This window comes from Acidithiobacillus sp., assembly GCF_023256195.1.
Classification (GTDB): domain Bacteria; phylum Pseudomonadota; class Gammaproteobacteria; order Acidithiobacillales; family Acidithiobacillaceae; genus Acidithiobacillus_A.
In genome coordinates, this window is the sequence record NZ_JAGDWX010000033.1 from 42,613 (window position 1) to 60,153 (window position 17,541).

Annotated in this window: 19 protein-coding genes and 1 riboswitch; of the genes, 17 read left to right on the forward strand and 2 right to left on the reverse strand. The window is 63.8% G+C overall.

Annotated features, from left to right (window positions below; genetic code table 11):
* Positions 1 to 136: 136 nt before the first annotated feature.
* From rpoE to Q0C23_RS08720, 15 genes are all read left to right on the forward strand, one after another.
* Positions 137 to 769: an RNA polymerase sigma factor RpoE gene (gene rpoE, locus Q0C23_RS08650; protein ID WP_291511971.1), complete on the forward strand. Its 633-nt coding sequence runs from the start codon at positions 137 to 139 to the stop codon at positions 767 to 769.
* A complete protein-coding gene (locus Q0C23_RS08655; protein WP_291511972.1) occupies positions 759 to 1,436 on the forward strand; it encodes a sigma-E factor negative regulatory protein in 678 nt (225 codons plus the stop codon). The genes rpoE and Q0C23_RS08655 overlap by 11 nt, the downstream gene beginning before the upstream one ends.
* Positions 1,437 to 1,575: 139 nt before the next feature.
* Positions 1,576 to 3,045, forward strand: coding sequence for a DegQ family serine endoprotease (locus Q0C23_RS08660; RefSeq protein WP_291511973.1), 1,470 nt, complete (start codon positions 1,576 to 1,578; stop codon positions 3,043 to 3,045).
* A gap of 135 nt (positions 3,046 to 3,180) precedes the next feature.
* Positions 3,181 to 4,983 (forward strand): translation elongation factor 4, encoded by a 1,803-nt coding sequence (gene lepA / locus Q0C23_RS08665; protein WP_291511974.1) that lies wholly within the window; start codon positions 3,181 to 3,183, stop codon positions 4,981 to 4,983.
* A gap of 44 nt (positions 4,984 to 5,027) precedes the next feature.
* Entirely contained in the window at positions 5,028 to 5,822 is a 795-nt protein-coding gene (gene lepB / locus Q0C23_RS08670) for a signal peptidase I (RefSeq protein ID WP_291511975.1), read from the forward strand.
* Between the two features lie 88 nt (positions 5,823 to 5,910).
* Positions 5,911 to 6,267 carry a DUF4845 domain-containing protein gene (locus tag Q0C23_RS08675; protein ID WP_291511976.1) on the forward strand — a complete coding sequence of 119 codons (357 nt, stop codon included), beginning with the start codon at positions 5,911 to 5,913 and terminating at the stop codon, positions 6,265 to 6,267.
* A 59-nt stretch (positions 6,268 to 6,326) separates the two neighbouring features.
* A complete protein-coding gene (gene rnc, locus Q0C23_RS08680) occupies positions 6,327 to 7,025 on the forward strand; it encodes a ribonuclease III (protein WP_291511977.1) in 699 nt (232 codons plus the stop codon).
* Positions 7,015 to 7,917: a GTPase Era gene (era, locus tag Q0C23_RS08685; RefSeq protein WP_291511978.1), complete on the forward strand. Its 903-nt coding sequence runs from the start codon at positions 7,015 to 7,017 to the stop codon at positions 7,915 to 7,917. The genes rnc and era overlap by 11 nt, the downstream gene beginning before the upstream one ends.
* Before the next feature lie 131 nt (positions 7,918 to 8,048).
* Positions 8,049 to 8,585 (forward strand): DNA repair protein RecO, encoded by a 537-nt coding sequence (locus Q0C23_RS08690; RefSeq protein ID WP_291511979.1) that lies wholly within the window; start codon positions 8,049 to 8,051, stop codon positions 8,583 to 8,585.
* On the forward strand, positions 8,579 to 9,304 hold the full coding sequence (pdxJ, locus tag Q0C23_RS08695) for a pyridoxine 5'-phosphate synthase (protein WP_291511980.1): 726 nt from the start codon (positions 8,579 to 8,581) through the stop codon (positions 9,302 to 9,304). The genes Q0C23_RS08690 and pdxJ overlap by 7 nt, the downstream gene beginning before the upstream one ends.
* Entirely contained in the window at positions 9,301 to 9,708 is a 408-nt protein-coding gene (gene acpS, locus Q0C23_RS08700; RefSeq protein ID WP_291511981.1) for a holo-ACP synthase, read from the forward strand. Before pdxJ ends, acpS begins: the two co-directional genes overlap by 4 nt.
* A gap of 13 nt (positions 9,709 to 9,721) precedes the next feature.
* The gene (locus Q0C23_RS08705; protein WP_291511982.1) at positions 9,722 to 11,047 is read left to right on the forward strand and encodes a UDP-glucose/GDP-mannose dehydrogenase family protein; all 1,326 of its coding nucleotides are present in this window, start codon (positions 9,722 to 9,724) and stop codon (positions 11,045 to 11,047) included.
* Positions 11,028 to 11,993: a D-glycero-beta-D-manno-heptose-7-phosphate kinase gene (gene rfaE1 / locus Q0C23_RS08710; protein ID WP_291511983.1), complete on the forward strand. Its 966-nt coding sequence runs from the start codon at positions 11,028 to 11,030 to the stop codon at positions 11,991 to 11,993. Before Q0C23_RS08705 ends, rfaE1 begins: the two co-directional genes overlap by 20 nt.
* Before the next feature lie 3 nt (positions 11,994 to 11,996).
* Positions 11,997 to 12,764, forward strand: coding sequence for an ATP-binding protein (locus tag Q0C23_RS08715; RefSeq protein ID WP_291511984.1), 768 nt, complete (start codon positions 11,997 to 11,999; stop codon positions 12,762 to 12,764).
* Entirely contained in the window at positions 12,761 to 13,618 is an 858-nt protein-coding gene (locus Q0C23_RS08720) for an Hsp33 family molecular chaperone HslO (RefSeq protein WP_291511985.1), read from the forward strand. Before Q0C23_RS08715 ends, Q0C23_RS08720 begins: the two co-directional genes overlap by 4 nt.
* Here the strand turns inward: Q0C23_RS08720 and Q0C23_RS08725 are convergent.
* Positions 13,524 to 14,210: a phosphate-starvation-inducible PsiE family protein gene (locus Q0C23_RS08725; protein WP_291511986.1), complete on the reverse strand. Its 687-nt coding sequence runs from the start codon at positions 14,208 to 14,210 to the stop codon at positions 13,524 to 13,526. The genes Q0C23_RS08720 and Q0C23_RS08725 overlap by 95 nt on opposite strands.
* A gap of 14 nt (positions 14,211 to 14,224) precedes the next feature.
* A complete protein-coding gene (locus tag Q0C23_RS08730) occupies positions 14,225 to 14,971 on the reverse strand; it encodes a hemerythrin domain-containing protein (RefSeq protein ID WP_291511987.1) in 747 nt (248 codons plus the stop codon).
* A 209-nt stretch (positions 14,972 to 15,180) separates the two neighbouring features.
* Between Q0C23_RS08730 and Q0C23_RS08735 the strand changes: the two genes are divergently transcribed.
* Positions 15,181 to 15,429, forward strand: a complete 249-nt coding sequence (locus tag Q0C23_RS08735; RefSeq protein ID WP_291511988.1) for a hypothetical protein — start codon at positions 15,181 to 15,183, stop codon at positions 15,427 to 15,429.
* A 117-nt stretch (positions 15,430 to 15,546) separates the two neighbouring features.
* A riboswitch (TPP riboswitch) is annotated at positions 15,547 to 15,639 on the forward strand.
* Positions 15,640 to 15,678: 39 nt separating this feature from the next.
* Complete coding sequence (gene thiC / locus Q0C23_RS08740) at positions 15,679 to 17,541, forward strand: phosphomethylpyrimidine synthase ThiC (protein WP_291511989.1); 1,863 nt, start codon at positions 15,679 to 15,681, stop codon at positions 17,539 to 17,541.

The window sequence follows — 17,541 nt, forward strand, 5'->3', positions numbered from 1 at the left end:
TCCTCGGCCGCGGGGGCGATTGCGCGATGGCGTGCCCCTCATGATACGATGCGAGACATAAACAGGTGAAGAAGGCCGCAGGATTTGCCACCGGGTCGGCCAGCGCGGACGTGTGCAGTGCAGAAGGATAGGCCGAATGACAGAAAAGACAGGACGCGGCGAATCGGTGGGACAGGATGCCGGTGCGCAGAGCGACCTCGTCCTTGTACGGCGCGTCCAGAAGGGGGAAAAAGCGGCCTTCGACCTTTTGGTGCGCAAATACCAGCACCGGGTGCTTGCCCTCGTCGGCCGTTTCGTTCGCAACCCGGAGGAAGCCGAGGATGTGGCCCAGGAGGCCTTCGTCAAGGCCTACCGGGCCCTCAAGAACTTTCGTGGCGACAGCGCCTTTTATACCTGGCTCTACCGCATTGCGGTCAATACCGCCAAGAACCATCTGGTCGCCCAGGGTCGGCAGGTAGCCATCGCCGATGTGGAGACCGAGGATGCGGAACAATTTGCCAGTGCCGATGGACTAAGGGAATACGACACCCCGGAAGGTCTCCTGCTCAGCAAGGAGATTGCCCAGCACATCGACGCAGCACTGACGGCTCTGCCCGAGGATCTGCGGATTGCGGTGACCCTGCGCGAGTTCGAGGGACTCAGCTACGACGAGATAGCGCAGGTGATGGAGTGTCCGGTAGGTACGGTGCGGTCGCGGATTTTTCGGGCGCGTGAGGCCATTGCCAAGGTGCTGGCGCCCTTGTTGGAGCAGAGTGATCATGAACGATGAGTCGCAGAAAGCCTTGATGGCGTTCATGGCAGGGGAATTGCGCGGTCTGGAAGCGGAGCGCATGGCGCAGCGGCTGGAACGCGAGGGAGCGCTGGCCGAGGCCTGGGAGCGGCAGCACTGGGTGAGTTTTCTCCTCCAGCAGGGACGTTCCGGCCAGCGGCCGGCGCCTGCCGATTTCGCCGCACGGGTGCGTGCGGCCATAGCTCAGGAAGTCGAGGCATCGCAGGTCGCCGAGCATCGGCGCAGTGCGGCCAACGGTCCCTGGTTGAAGGTATCGGCGGTGGCGGCGGTAGTGGTCTTGTCGGTATCGGTCCTGAGCTTCTTGCCCGGTCGAGAGCGTGGCGTGGGTAGCCCGATGGTCAACTCGCCGACGGCGGTGGCGAGTGCCCAGCAGACGAAAGCCATGGACGGCAGTGGCAGAGCGGTCTTTGCCCTGCGGCCCGTCCGTTTCGTGGCAAGGGTGCAGCCCGACAGTCGCGCCGACCTGCTCATTCAGCGCGATATCCGCCGGATCTGGGTGCCGGGTGGTCGCGCCTATCCGGGCAATGCTCCCAGCTACGCCAGCAGCGACGCGGCGCCGTTCGGGGGAGGGCTTCTTCCCACCAGCTATGAGCGCGGAGCCGGAATCGTCAACCCCAATCTTTGGGCGAACGCGGGTCGCCCCTGATAGCCTTTTTTGTCTCGGTGCTTTAGAGTAATCACCAGTAGATGGGCAGTCGGTAATGCAATGCTCCATCGCCGTGGCCGCCTGAGAGGGCAGGCGGCTCTACACCCATAGATCATCGACGAGCTTTTAGGGAGGCTTTGTGCGGAGAGAGCGTTTTACGGGCCTGAAGAGCCCCGCGATTGTATTGGCTGTGGCTCTGGGTCTGGGTTTTGGACCCCTGTCGCCAGTCTACGCCGACGCTGCCAATGCGCCGGCACTGGTCAATCTCCCGGATTTCACTCCCATCGTGCGGCAATACGGGCCGGCGGTGGTGAATATCAGCACGACGGAAACCAAAACGGCCCGTAATCCGGCATCGCCCTTTCCGCCCAACTCACCGCTGAATCAGTTCTTTGCGCCCTTCTTCGGGCCTCAGGGGCCGGGTGGCCCGGGCGGTTCCGAGGACAAGTATCAGGTACAGTCCTTGGGCTCCGGCTTCATCGTCAGCCCCGATGGCTACATCGTCACCGCCGCACACGTGGTCAAGGGGGCGCAGAAGATCATCGTCAGCCTGACCAACCACCAGCAGTACGAGGCCAAGCTGGTGGGCCTGTCGACGCGCATCGACGTAGCCTTGCTGAAGATTGACGCCAAGAATCTGCCCACGGTACAGATCGGCGACTCCGGCAAGCTCGAGGTGGGGCAGTGGGTGCTGGCCGTGGGAGCGCCCTTCGGGTTTGAGAACAGCGTCACCCAGGGTGTGGTCAGTGCGACCTCCCGTCCCCTTCCCGACGATCCCTATATTCCCTTCATCCAGACGGATGTGCCCATCAATCCGGGCAACTCCGGTGGCCCGCTTTTCAACATGCGCGGCCAGGTGGTGGGTATCAATGATCAGATCTACACCAATAGCGGCGGCTACATGGGGCTGTCCTTCTCCATCCCCATCAACGTCGCCATGGATGCGGTCAAGCAGCTGAAGTTGGGACAGAAAGTCCATTTCGGCTGGCTTGGGGTGATGATCCAGGATGTCAGCATGGATCTGGCCAAGTCCTTCCACATGAAGGAGCCCATGGGCGCCCTGGTGTCGCAGGTGGTGCCCAACGGCCCCGCGGCCAAGGCCGGCATCAAGCCCGGAGACGTCATTGTCTCCTTCGACGGTCAGCCGGTATACAACTCGGCACAGCTGCCGCCTCTGGTGGGTGCCCTGCCGGCAGGCTTCAAGGCCAAGGTGGGAATCATCCGCGACGGCAAGGCCATGACCCTGCCCATCACCATCGAAAGCCTACCCTCGGACATGAGTGCCAAGGATGAGGGTCAGGAGCCAGCGAGCCCAAGCCAGAAGGGCGACATCAAGCGTCTGAACATCCAGGTGGGTCCGCTGTCCGCCTCGGCCCGGCAGCAGCTGGAAGTGAACAGCGGGGTGCTGGTCCTGGGAGTCGGGCAGGGGCCCGCGGGACAGGCGGGTGTGCGCCCGGGCGACGTGATCCTGCAGGTGGCCCAGCAGCCGGTGACTTCGGTGGCGGACCTGCAGAAGATCGTGGCGAGCCTGCCGGCGGGACAGCCCATCCCGGTACTCCTGCACCGTGCTCAGGGCAACTTCTACGTCGTGCTGACTCTGCCGCGCTGAGGACAGGCGCGCCCACGGGGGGCTGGCCGGCTGGGCCCGCCCCCTTTTTCTTGTGGCCCGGTCTTTTTCTGATAGGATGTGGCGCTATTGTCGGCGCTGCCGTCCTGCCCTGGTTTTGGAAGCTGAATCTGGTCCATGAGCGAACAGTCCCTCATCCGTAACTTCTCCATCATCGCCCACGTGGATCACGGCAAGTCGACCCTGGCGGATCAGTTCATTCGCCTGTGCGGCGCCTTGAGCGATCGCGAGATGTCGCAGCAGGTGCTGGATACCATGGATATCGAGCGGGAGCGGGGCATCACCATCAAGGCCCAGAGCGTGCGTCTGAGTTACCGGGCCGACGATGGCAAGCTCTACGCCTTCAATCTCATCGATACTCCCGGCCACGTCGATTTTTCCTACGAGGTCAGCCGATCTCTGGCCGCCTGCGAGGGTGCGCTTTTGGTAGTGGATGCCTCCCAGGGCGTGGAGGCGCAGAGTGTAGCCAATTGCTACACCGCCATGGAGCACGATCTGGAGATCATCCCCGTGCTCAACAAGATCGATCTGCCCGCCGCGGATCCCGAGCGGGTGCGGCGGGAGATCGAGGAAATCGTCGGCTTGCCCGCCGCCGATGCCATCCTTGCCAGTGCCAAGGAGGGCATCGGGATCCGCGACATCCTCGAGCAGGTGGTGCGGGACATTCCGCCCCCTCGGGGAGATAGCGAGGCGCCCCTGCAGGCGCTCATCATCGACTCTTGGTTCGACAACTACGTCGGTACGGTGGTGCTGGTGCGGGTCGTCAACGGCAGCCTGCGCGCAGGGCAGAAGATCCGGACCATGGTGGGACAGAAGGACTATGTGGTGGAGAAGGTGGGAGTCTTCACGCCCAAGGCCCTGATTGTCACGGAGCTGGAGACCGGGGCGGTGGGCTTCGTCATCGCCGGGGTGCGCAGCATCGACGGCGCGCGGGTAGGCGATACCCTGACGGAGGCCAGCCGTCCGGCGGCGCAGCCGCTGCCCGGGTTTCGGGAGGTGCAGCCGCAGGTCTTTACCGGCCTGTATCCCGTGGACTCCAGCGATTACGAAAGTTTCCGCGAGGCCTTGCAGAAGCTGCGCCTCAACGATTCCGCACTGCAGTTCGAGCCCGAGACCTCGCAGGCCCTGGGCTTTGGTTTTCGCTGCGGTTTCTTGGGACTGCTGCACATGGAAATCGTGCAGGAGCGTCTGGAGCGTGAGTACGGTCTGGAGCTGATCAGCACGGCGCCCACCGTGGTCTACGAGGTGGAAACCACCGATGGCAGCGTTCTGCATATCTCCAATCCCGCCGACCTGCCGCCCCCCAATCGCATCCACGATATCCGTGAGCCGGTCATCCTCGCCAATATCCTGACCCCCGAGGGCTACCTCGGGCCCGTCATCACCCTCTGCGAGGAGCGCCGCGGGCGACAGAAAAATCTGCAGTTCACGGGTGGGCAGGTCATGGTCAGCTACGAGCTGCCTCTGAACGAAGTGGTGCTGGATTTCTTCGACCGACTCAAGTCCGTAAGCCGAGGTTATGCCTCAATGGATTATGAGTTCGCGCGTTTCGACAGTGGTCCCTTGGTGAAGATGGACGTGCTCATCAATGGCGAAAAGTTGGACGCTCTATCCTGGATCGTTCACCGCGACTTTGCCGAGCGCCGCGGACGTGAGCTGGTGGGTCGGCTGAAGGAACTCATTCCCCGGCAGATGTTCGAAGTTGCCATACAAGCGGCGATCGGTGCCAAGATCATAGCGCGCGAGACGGTCAAGGCGCTGCGCAAGAATGTCTTGGCCAAGTGCTATGGTGGCGACATCACCCGCAAACGCAAGCTTCTGGAGAAACAGAAGGAAGGCAAGAAACGGATGAAGCAGGTGGGGCATGTGGAGATCCCGCAGGAGGCATTTCTGGCAATCCTCCAGAGTGATAAACGTTGAACGACAAGCGCTTGCCAACCGGGCACAAGGAAAGAGGATAAGGCATGGATTTTACCCTGGGTTTGTTTTTGGCCGTGGTGCTCACGGGGCTCGTCTGGCTGCTGGACATCCTATTCTTTCGGGCTCGCCGCACACCGGAGATGAAAGAATCCATAGTCGTGGAATATGCGCGCAGCTTCTTTCCTGTGCTGCTGGTGGTATTTCTGATCCGCGCCTTTCTCTTCGAGCCCTTTCAGGTACCGTCGGGCTCCATGATCCCCACGATTCGCGTCGGCGATTTTCTGCTCGTCAATAAATTTGCCTATGGTTTGCGTTTGCCATTGATCCACACGGAACTGACCCACGGTGGACCGGTGCAGGCGGGCGACATCATGGTCTTCCGCTATCCCAAGAATCCGCGTATCGATTATATCAAGCGGGTCATCGGTTTGCCGGGCGATACCATCGAGGTCAAGGGCAACGATCTCTATATCAACGGTAAACTCATCCCGCAGCACTACATCGGACCCTTTGCCTATCGCCCCGAAGGGCAGGGTGACCGCGGCATGGTCATCCCCACCAAGGAATATGCCCAGACCATCGGTGGCCACACCTTCCATATCATCGAATTCGACACTCCCGAAGCGCACATGGATTTCGGACCCTACAAGGTGCCGCCCAATTGTTATTTCATGATGGGAGACGATCGCGACAACAGTAACGACAGCCGCTTCTGGGGTTGCGTACCGCGCGCCAATATCGTCGGTAAGGCCATGTTTGTCTGGTTTTCCTGGGACAGTGAAAACTGGTCCATCCGCTGGAACCAGATCGGTCGGGCGCTGGATGGTCCGCACAACTGAACCCGGGTCTTGCAAAGTGTTGAGAATGTCCTAATTGGCGTAGCAGATGAGAGTAGGTGGCGACATGAATGCAGGGCGCAGTCATCCGATGGTGTTTTCCCGCGAGGGCGGCATGTCCCTCATCGGGGTCGTTTTCTGGATCGTGATCCTGGCCATGGTCGTCGCCCTCATCGTCAAAGTCATGCCTATCTACTACGACAACCTATCCCTGCAGCACATCGTCCAGCAGCAGGTGCAGGCGGCCGGTCCGGAAGAATCCCTGGATCAGGTGCGGCGCGATCTCAACGATCGCTTGGCCGTGGCCATGATCGAGATCCCGCAGCGGGATATCTTCATCAGCCGCAACGGGACATCCGGGCCGGTGCAGATCCGGGTGGACTATGAGCGGAAAGTACCGCTCTTTGCCAATGTGAGTCTGCTCATCCACTTTGACACCCGGGCCTGAGATCGGCCCCAGGCCATCGCCCTCTCTCATTGTCGTGCATTTCGATTTATAATCTTTTCATGAAATCATCAGAACGATTGCAACACGCCATCGGCTACGTCTTTCGCGACGAGGGGCTCCTGCGACAGGCCCTCACCCACCGCAGCGCCGGCGCCCAGCACAACGAACGTCTGGAGTTTCTGGGCGATGCCGCCCTCAATTTCGTGGTGGCGGCGGAGCTCTTTGCCCGCTTCCCTAAAGTCAGCGAGGGCAATCTGTCGCGTATGCGGGCACGCCTGGTGCGGGAGGAAACCCTGGCCCAAGTGGCAGGCGAGATTGCCCTGGCCGATTCCCTCATTCTCGGGCCGGGCGAGTTGCGCTCCGGCGGTGCGCGGCGTGACTCCATCCGTGCCGATGCCCTGGAGGCGGTCATCGGCGCCGCCTATCTGGACGGAGGCTTCGCCGCCGCCCAGGGCATCGTACGCCAGCTTATCGTTCCCTTGATGACCGATGCCCTGGGAGACGAAGAACTGCGCGACCCCAAGACGCGGCTGCAGGAATTTCTCCAAGGCCAGGGCAAGCCTCTGCCCAGCTACAGTCTGGTGGAAGAGAAGGGGCAGGCGCACGAGCGCCGCTTTGTCGCCCGCTGCTCCGTCGCCGGGGTGCCGGCGACGGATGCCGAGGCCAGCAGCCGACGCAAGGCAGAACAGCAGGCGGCACAGCAGATGCTGGAACAATTGCAGCAATCCTCCGCGGGTCAGCAGCGGCATGCCGGCTGAAGACGCCGTCGCGCGCTGCGGCGCGGTGGCCCTGGTCGGCCGTCCCAATGTGGGCAAGTCGACCCTCCTGAATCATCTCATCGGCCAGAAAATCAGCATCACCGCGCCGCGGCCGCAGACGACCAGGGATCAGATCCTGGGCATCTGGACGCGCGAGCGTGGGCAGATACTCTTTCTCGACACGCCGGGCGTACACAGTGGCTATCGCCGGCTCAACCGTCACCTGCTGCGCGCCACCCGCGCAGCCCTGGACGGTGCCGATCTTGGGGTGCTGGTGGTAGAGGCGCTGCTGTGGACGGCGGCCGACGCCGAGGCCCTGCGTTGGTTGCAGCAGCGTTCCATCCCACTGCTGGCGGTGGTGAACAAGGTGGATCGTCTGCGCGACAAGACCCGTCTGCTCCCCTACCTTGCAGAGCTCGGTCAGCGCGCCAGTTTTCTGGAAATCCTGCCCCTCAGCGCTCGCCGCGCTCAGGACGTGGAGCTGCTTGCCCGCCGTATCCTGCCCCATCTGCCCGAGGGGCCGCCGCGCTTTGCCGCCGATGAGCTGACGGATCGACCGCTACGCTTTCTGGCGGCCGAGTTCGTGCGGGAACAGATCTTTCGGCAGCTGGGCGCGGAAGTCCCCTACGATACTGCTGTCGCCATCGACCGCTACACCCTTGCCGACGATGGTCGGCATGAGATCGAGGCTACCATCTACTGCCGCCGCTCGGGACAGAAGGCCATGCTGGTGGGCGAGGGCGGCCAGCGCCTCAAGCAGATCGGCAGCCGGGCCCGCCAGGCCATCGAGGAACTGACGGGTGGGCGCGTGTGGCTAGGTCTATGGGTCAAGGAAAAAGAGGACTGGGATGGCGATCGCAGTCTGCTCCACGAACTGGGTTATGACGACTGAGGGGGAAGACCGAGCCTTCATCCTGCATCGCTATCCCTTCTCGGACAGCAGCCTCGTACTGGAGGTTCTCACGGCAAGCCGGGGACCCCTTCCTGTTACGTTGGCGTGGTCACGGCGAGCTGCTGACCCTGGTGGGTGCCGATGAGGCGTCTCCAGCACGTCTGTTCGATCCCTGGCAGGGGCTTTGTCTGTTCTACGTCAACGAGCTGGTGCTGCGGCTTACCGCCCGCAACGACCCGGCGCCGGAGCTCTTCGCAGCCTACACCGAGGTCCTGGAAGCCTTCTGGAGTGAGCGCCGCGCCACTTGGTATCTGCGCCGTTTTGAGCAACGATTGCTGCAGGCTCTGGGGTGGGCGGCGGATTTGTCCCATTGCGCCGTCTGCGGCAGCGCCTGGCAGCCCGGTACGGATGCCTGGAGCCAGGGGCCGGGGACGGCGCCGCGCTGCCCTCGGCACGCCGAACCCGGCGCCCCGGTTCTCCCGGATGCCCTGATCCAATGGCTGCGCGGCCATATGGCAGAGGCACCGCCCGCAGCGGTGCGAGAGCCCCTTCGGCGCTATCTGCGGGCCCAGATCGACGGCCTCCTGGATGGTCGCCCACTGGAGAGTCGTCGGCTCCTTGCGGCATACTTACAAAGACAGAGGGATTCCGGGAGGCCGGTATGGTAGCGCTGGGCGTCAATATCGATCACGTGGCAACGCTGCGGCAGGCGCGTGGTACTCTCTACCCCGATCCCCTGGAGGCGGCCTTCGTCGCGGAGCGCTTTGGTGCCGACGCCATTACGGCCCACTTGCGGGAGGACCGACGCCACATCCAGGAGCGCGACATTCGCCTGCTGCGCCAGTGCCTGCGCACCCGTCTGAATCTGGAGATGGCAGTGAGTGAGGACATCCTGCGCCTCGCCGAGGAGCTGCAGCCCAGCGATTGCTGCCTGGTGCCGGAGCGACGCGAGGAGCTGACGACTGAGGGCGGGCTGGATGTCTGCCAGGGTCGCGAGCGCATTGGTGCTGCCTGCAAACGTCTGGCAGCGGCCGGAGTGCGGGTATCGCTCTTCATCGATCCGGAGCGACGCCAGCTCGAGGCGGCGGCAGCCCTTGGTGCACCGGTGGTGGAGCTGCACACGGGCTTGTATGCCAATGCGCGTACGCGCGCCCAGCAGCGCAGCGAACTGGCCAAGCTGCGGGAAGCAGCACAGCATGGGGCGGGCCTGGGCCTGCGGGTGCACGCCGGACACGGTTTGGATTATCCCAACGTGCAGGCCGTGGCGGCCATTCCCGAGGTGACGGAGCTCAACATCGGCCACGCCATTGTCGCCCATGCCATCTTCACGGGTCTTGGGGCAGCGGTGGCAGAGATGAAGCGGCTTCTGCTCGAGGCCCGCGGGTGATCGTCGGCCTAGGCTCCGACCTCATTGCCGTCGCCCGCATGGCCGCACTCCACGAGCGTTACGGCGAACGCTTGCAACAGCGTCTGCTGGCAGGCGCGGAGCTCGGCGAAGTTCCCTCGGGCCCTGCGGTTGCGGCCTTTCTGGCGCGCCGCTTCGCGGCCAAGGAGGCGGCCCTCAAGGCACTGGGTACGGGTCTGCGGCAGGGCATACGTTGGGTCGATCTGGAGATCGCCCACGACGCTCTGGGTCGACCGCAGCTCCATATGCGCGGTGCCGCTCAGCAACGCCTGCAGACACTGGCCAGACGCCCGGGGCTGTGGCTCAGCATCAGCGACGAACGGGCCTATGCCATGGCCACGGTGGTCATCGAGGACCAGGATCCGCGTCACGGAGTGGAATCTTGAGGGAGGGTGAAGGATGCGCGTGACGGTGATCGGCACCGGCTATGTCGGCCTGGTGACGGGCGCCTGCCTGGCGCAGGTGGGCAATCGGGTCCTCTGCATCGATGTGGACGCCCAGAAAGTGGCGCGTCTGCAGCAGGGACAGGTGCCCATCCATGAGCCTGACCTGCCCGAGATCGTCGGCGAGGGGCTGCGAGGCGGCCGACTCGATTTCAGTACCGACATCGCCGCCGGCGTGGCCCACGGCGAGTTCATCTTCATCGCCGTCGGCACACCGCCCGAGGAGGACGGCTCTGCCGATCTGCGTCACGTGCTGGCGGTGGCCGATGCCATCGGTCAGCACCTCGAGGACGAACGCATCGTCATCAACAAATCCACGGTACCGGTGGGCACCGCCGCCCGGGTTCGGGAGCGGATCCAGGCGCGCTTGCGCGAACGTGGTCTGGATCTTTCCATACCGGTGGTTTCCAACCCGGAGTTTCTCAAGGAGGGAGCTGCCGTAGCGGACTTCATGAAGCCGGATCGGATCATCGTTGGCACGGACGATGCCGCGGTCGCCGAGCGCATGCGCAGTCTGTATGCGCCCTTCAATCGCAACCACAACCGCCTGATTCTGATGGATGCACCCTCGGCCGAGCTGACCAAATACGCGGCCAATGTCATGCTCGCCACCAAGATCTCCCTCATGAATGAGCTCGCCGGTCTGGCGGAGCGTCTGGGTGCCGACATCGAGGCGGTGCGCATCGGTATCGGTGCCGATCCGCGGATCGGCTATGAATTCATCTACCCTGGCTGCGGCTATGGTGGTTCCTGCTTCCCCAAGGATGTGCGGGCTCTGGAGCATACCGCCCGCAGCGTCGGCTTCCCGGCCCCGCTCATCAGCGCCGTCGAGGCCGTCAATAATCGGCAGAAAGGGATCCTGGAGCAGAAACTCGCGGCTCTGCTGGGGGAGGAGACCCTGGCGGGAGCCCGCATCGCCCTGTGGGGCTTGGCCTTCAAACCCAATACCGACGACATGCGTGAGGCTCCCAGCCGCACCCTGATGGAGGGGCTCTGGGCCCGCGGCGCCCAGGTCCGCGCCTACGATCCGGCGGCCATGGACGAGGCGCGGCGGCTCTATGGCGAGCGTGCCGACCTCACCCTCTGTGAGGATCCCTACGCGGCCTGCGACGATGCCGAAGCGCTGGTCATCTGCACCGAGTGGCAGATCTTCCGCAGCCCGGACTTTGCCGACATCCGCCGTCGCCTGCGTCGACCCATCATCATCGACGGGCGCAATCTCTACGATCCCGCCAGCCTGCGCCGCGAAGGTTTCAGCTATCATGCCATCGGTCGTCCCTGATTCACTCCCCTGGGACGATTTCGTGCCCCGGCCCGTCGCCGTGGTGGGCGACGTCATGCTCGACCGTTACTGGTTCGGCAAGGTCGAGCGCATCTCGCCCGAGGCCCCGGTGCCCGTGGTGCAGGTACATCGGGAAGAGACGCGTCCGGGCGGCGCCGCCAATGTGGCGGTCAATGTCTGCGCTCTGGGAGCCGTGGCCCGTCTGCTCGCGGCCGTGGGCGAGGACGAGGCAGCGCAGCGTCTGGCCATACTTCTGCAAGAATCGGGAGTAGAGGCGGACCTGCAGCGCGACCCGACCCTGACCACCACAGTCAAGCTGCGGGTCATCGGCCATCAGCAGCAGCTCCTGCGCATGGATTTCGAGTCCCGGCTTGCCGCCCGCGCCGCTACAGCCCTGCTCGCCCGTGCCGATGGCCTGCTGCGTGGCTGTGGTGCCCTGCTGCTTTCGGATTATGGCAAGGGCAGCCTGATGGCGGTGGGCGAATGGATCCGTCTGGGCCGCGCTCGCGGGCTGCCCGTGCTGGTGGACCCCAAAGGACGGGATTACACGCCCTACCGCGGCGCTACCCTGCTGACACCGAATCGCTCGGAATTCCTGGCCGTGGTGGGCCCATGGCAGGACGAAGCGGATTTCGTCGCGCGTGGCCAGCGGCTGCGGCAGAGTCTGGAGCTGGAGGCGCTGCTGGTGACCCGGGGTGAAGAGGGCATGAGTCTGTTCACCGCTTCTGGGGTGACACATCACCCGGCGCGGGCGCGCGAGGTTTTCGACGTCACCGGTGCCGGTGACACGGTCATTGCCACCCTGGCCACGGCGCTGGCCGCCGCATGGCCCCTGGAACGGGCCGTAGACCTCGCCAATCGCGCGGCCGGGATCGTCGTCGGCAAGTTGGGGGCGGCGACGGTCACGGTGGACGAGCTGCGGGCCGCCTGCGTGACGACGGAGTGATCGGTGTCCGGCCCGACCCCGCATCGGCTGCCCGTGCCCAAATTGCTGTCCCGCCGCATGGGCCGGGCCCTGGCGGACTTCCGTATGATTCGGCCGGGAGACCGGGTTCTAGTGGCGCTTTCCGGTGGCAAGGATTCCTGGAGTCTGCTGGAGTTGCTGCGGGAGTGGCAGGCGCACAGCCCCATTCCCTTCACCCTGGGTGTGGCGACCGTCGACCCCATGAGCCCAGGCTACGACCCGGCACCGCTGCGCCGCGCCGTGGAGGCGCGGGGTCTGCCCTACCACCTGGAACGGCAGGACATCTATGGACGGGCGCAGGAGCACCTGGGGCGCCCGTCCTACTGCAGTTTCTGTGCGCGGATGCGGCGTGGGGTGCTCTACGCCTGCGCCCGGCGCGAGGGCTACAACGTCCTGGCCCTCGGCCAGCATCTGGACGATCTCGCGGAGAGTTTTTTCATGTCGCTGTTCTACAATGGAGAACTGCGCACGATGAAGGTCCACTACCGGGTCCGGGAAGGGGATCTGCGGGTCATTCGTCCTCTGGCCTACTGCCGCGAGCGTCAGACCCGAGACTTTGCCGAGGCCATGGCTCTGCCCGTCATCCCCGAAAACTGTCCCGCCTGTTTCGCCCACCCCACCGAGCGCGCTTACATGAAGACCCTGCTGGCGCAGCAGGAGGCCCGCGATCCCCGCCTTTTTCGGCAGTTGCGGCGGGCCATGTTGCCCCTCATGGCTCGGGGCCTGCCGCACATGGAGGAACCACAGACGTGAAGTCGGAGCAGCCGAATTTTGTCCAGGGCTTCTACTGGGAGACCCTACCACTGCGCGGAGCACGCTGCCGCGTGGATGGCATCCTCGCCGAACTGCGCCAACGTTTCTCGCCAACCGACACGCTGCTGAAGCTCATGGCTGAGGCCGTGGTCGGTTTGGTGCTGATGTCCAGCACCCAGAAGCAATACGAGCGCCTGACCCTGCAGGCTCAGAGTTCCGGTGACCTGCGCCTGCTGGTGGCGGACATGTTCCAGGGGGGTGGCCTGCGTGCCTATGCCCATTGGCTGGGAGGGGACGGCGATGTGGACCTGCGGGAGCTTCCCGACGCTCTGCTGGCGGTGACCGTCGATCCCGGCCTCGACCGCGACCGCTATCAGGGCCTCGTTCGCCTGCGGCACAGCCTGACGGCCTCCCTCGAGGCCTACTTCGGCGAGTCGGTACAGGCGCCTGCCTATTTCCGGATCGTGGTGGATATCGAGGAGGGGGTGGCCGGCGGCTATTTTCTCCAGCGGCTGCCAGGCATCCTGAGTGTGGAGGAGTGGCGTGTGGCTACGCAGTTCTTCGCCGTGGGTAGCGATCGCTCGCTGATGCTGGCGCGACCGGAGCAGTTTCTACCGGAGATCTTTCCAGGGGTCGGGTTGCGCCTGCAGAAGCAGCAGGCCCTGCACTTTCAGTGTTCCTGCTCTCGTGAGCGGGTAGAGAACATGCTGTTGGCCCTGGGGGAGGCGGAGGTGATGACCACCCTGCAACAGGAGGGCGCTATCCTGGTGACCTGTGAGTACTGCCAGCAGAGTTATCGCCTGGGGGAGGCGGAGGTGGCGGCGCTGTTCGGGCAGGAGGCGGCGCGCCACTGAGCGAGGCATCCCCGATCTGGAAAGGGTAGGGGGAAGCGGATGGGGGCGGCCATCGGGGTGTCGCCGGAGGTAGGCCGTCACCCCGGCCGCCGGCCGCCTGAGCGTAGGCGCGGCGCAGATGCAGATCATCGCGACGGTCGATGAGGTAGTAGACGATACCCAGCACCAGGGTGGCCAGGGCATAGGCAAGGATCTTCTGGGTCGATACGTCCGTGTTCTCGATGAGGATGAACTGACGGGATATGGCCAGAATGGCGATGAGTACCACGGTTTTCACTTTGACGATCTGACCCCGTCGCATCACCGAGTGGAAGATGGTGTGATTGAATTCCATGGCGATGAGCAGACCCATGGCGCTGCCGAACAGAGCGGTGATCTGCCTTTCCACCTGGTCTTGGTGATAGTGCAATAGGAGCTGGAGCAGGTGGTGGAAGACCGACCACAGGGACAGCAGGATGACGACGGTGAAAATCGCCGACAACACCAAAGCCACCACCTGCTCCAGACGCTCGTAGGCGCTGAGTACCGCCCAATCGCGGATGATGTTGCCGAGGCGGGAGTGTCGAAGGACCCTGTTTTCGGAGCTGGCCATGGCCGGGCGCGATCTCAGTCGGGGAAGGCGCGCCGAACCTGATCGTCCTCGCTGCCCGCCAAGAGCTCCCGAGTCCGCGCCAGGAACTCCCGGGCGCGCACCCGGTCACTGTTGTCTGCGGCCTGCCAGATGGGAAACAGGGTGTTTTCCTCGCGGTTCTCGTGCTTGGCCAGGGAGCCTGAGAGCACGGCGCAGATGGCCGGCAGCATGGCGTAATCCTGCTCCGCGAAGGTCTCTTGTACCAGGCGCGACTGGTCGACGATGCTGTCGTGCTCATACAGCATGTCCGCCAAGGGGCCCTTTTCCACTCCACCTCCCAAGACGGGGCCAAGCACGTTATTTTCCATATGGACGTGGCGACGCAGACCGATCCAGTAATCCTGGAAAATCCTTTCCGCCTCCTCGACCCGATTGGCGTTGGCAGCGGCCAGGACATCGGCAAATTGGCGATCGAGGCGATAGTGATCCCACGTGAGCAGATCGACGACATCCCGGGCTTCCGCTTCGAAGCGCGGGCGCACTTCCGCCGTCCAATCCCGATCCTCTCCCTCCGCTTGCCAGGAGATTCCGTCGCGCAACTGAAAAGCCGTGGCTTTGAGCAGCGCCCGAGGATCGCGATCGCTGCGTAGGCGGATGCGTTGGCCGATGCCCAGAGTCTGGGCGGCGGTGAAGAGTTTGGGGCCCGCCACACTGTCCGGCAGCCCGCGGATGTCGATCTCCGTAAAGGGGGTGAGTGCAGAATGCTCAAGGACGCCAGTCACGATACCACCTCCTGTCCGTTCGGTTAGACTGAGTATAACTAGCCCCCGGTCCGTCGGCAACGACAAGCTTTCCGGTCGCGGGTCGCCCTCGCCATGGCGCAGGGCAGCGTCCACGGGCGCACGGATTTTGGCACCATCCCTGCCCCGTGCTACTTTCACAGATCGGATGGATACGGCTCGTTTCGGTATTTACGTATTGGGGTAAAGTCATGCTCTTTCTGGTTCGGCCGCTGCACCGTTGGGCAAAAAAATACCGCGTAGCGCACCACCACCTGTTGCTGGTCTGGTGTGCCCTGTCCCTGGTCATCCCGGCAATCACCCTGTTCGCGGCCTTGGGCGTGAACTTTTCCAGTACCGCACAGGCGCTGTCGCTCTTCGTACTGGGCGTCGCCATTGGTGTATTTTTCTACATCCTCCTGCTGGCGGAAGAGGCGCGCATCGCCCAATCCTCGCATTGAACCGCGCCAGCGGCACCAGGGCGCAAGGGCGTAAGGGGGATGGTTCTGCAGCGAGGATCCGCGCGCGACCAGGGCTTTTGACAGCTTGCCACGGAATTGGGTAGCATCCGAGGATTGCCGAAACGCTAGGGGCGCCCCCACCGGGGCTGAGAGGTACCCTTGGAACCTGATCCGGGTCATGCCGGCGTAGGGAAGCGAATCTCCAGGGCGGGTCTGGCGTTTGGCGTCCACTGTTCCAGGAGGTATCTCATGGCAACCATCTCATCGGACATCCGCTCAGTGCCCGAGTCCGCCGCTGTCACCACCGGCCCCATCGCCGGTTCCATGAAAGCCTGGGAAAGCGGTCAACACTATCCTATGCTGCGAGTCCCCCACCGTCGCATCGTCCAGACCGATACGGCGACGCGCGAGGGCGGCCGTGTGGCCAACCCCGAGATTCCGGTCTACGACAGCAGCGGCCCCTACACGGATCCCGCGGCGCAGATCGACATTCAGCAGGGTCTGGCTCCGACTCGCTGGTCCTGGCCCTGGGTGCTGCCCAGCGCCCTCGTGCACAGCATCGAGCCCGCTTCTGCCTACGGCCGTGCACGCTCCGAAGACCCGCGTACGGAGGCCATCCGTTTCCGTCGTCGGCACGAAATCCGTCGAGCCGCGCCAGGAGGGAACGTCACCCAAATGCACGCGGCCCGGCGAGGCATTATCACGCCAGAGATGGAATATGTGGCCATCCGCGAAAATCAGGCGCTGGATCGCCTGCGGGAGAGCCATCCAGAGCTCTTCCGTGCGCACGCGGGCCAGTCCTACGGGGCGGCCATCCCTGAGCGCATCACCCCGGAATTCGTGCGCGAGGAGATCGCCCGCGGGCGGGCCATCATTCCCGCGAACATCAACCACCCCGAGCTGGAGCCGATGATCATCGGCCGCAACTTCCTGGTCAAGATCAACGCCAACATCGGCAATTCGGCCATCCGTTCTTCCATCGCCGAAGAGGTCGAGAAAATGGTCTGGGCCATTCGCTGGGGTGCCGATACGGTCATGGATCTGTCCACCGGCAAGCACATCCATGAGACCCGCGAATGGATTCTGCGCAACAGCCCCGTGCCCATCGGCACCGTGCCCATCTATCAGGCCCTGGAGAAGGTGGACGGCAAAGCCGAGGAACTCAGCTGGGAGCTTTTCCGCGATACCCTCATCGAACAGGCGGAGCAGGGGGTGGATTATTTCACCATTCACGCCGGTGTGCTGCTGCGCTATGTGCCCTTGACGGCGTCTCGCCTTACCGGGATCGTCTCCCGCGGCGGCTCCATCATGGCCAAATGGTGTCTGGCCCACCACGAGGAGAACTTCCTCTACACCCACTTCCGCGAGATCTGCGAGATCATGAAGGCCTACGACGTGAGCTTCTCCCTGGGCGATGGGCTACGCCCAGGATCCTTGGCGGACGCCAACGACGAAGCCCAGTTCGCCGAGCTTCACACCCTCGGTGAACTCACCCGCATCGCCTGGGAAGAAGACGTGCAGGTCATGATCGAGGGGCCCGGTCACGTGCCCATGCAGCGCATCCGCGAAAACATGGAGGAGGAGCTCAAGCACTGCTACGAGGCTCCTTTCTATACCCTGGGGCCTCTGACTACCGACATCGCCCCCGGCTACGACCACATTACCAGCGCCATCGGCGCCGCCCAGATCGGCTGGTACGGTACCGCCATGCTCTGCTATGTCACCCCCAAGGAGCACCTGGGTCTGCCCGACAAGAACGACGTCCGGGAAGGGGTCATCGCCTACAAGATCGCGGCACACGCCGCCGATCTGGCCAAGGGCTTTCCGGGCGCGCAGGTACGCGACAACGCCCTATCCAAGGCGCGCTTCGAGTTTCGCTGGCGCGACCAGTTCCACCTGGGGCTGGATCCCGAAAAGGCCGAAGCCTATCACGACGAGACCCTGCCGCAGGAAGGGGCCAAACTCGCGCACTTCTGCTCCATGTGCGGGCCGCACTTCTGCTCTATGAAGATCAGCCAGGATGTGCAGGATTACGCCCAGCAGCAGGCCGGTCTGGAGGAGAAGGCCGAAGAGTTCCGGCGTCAAGGGCACAAGCTTTACCTGCGCTCCTGA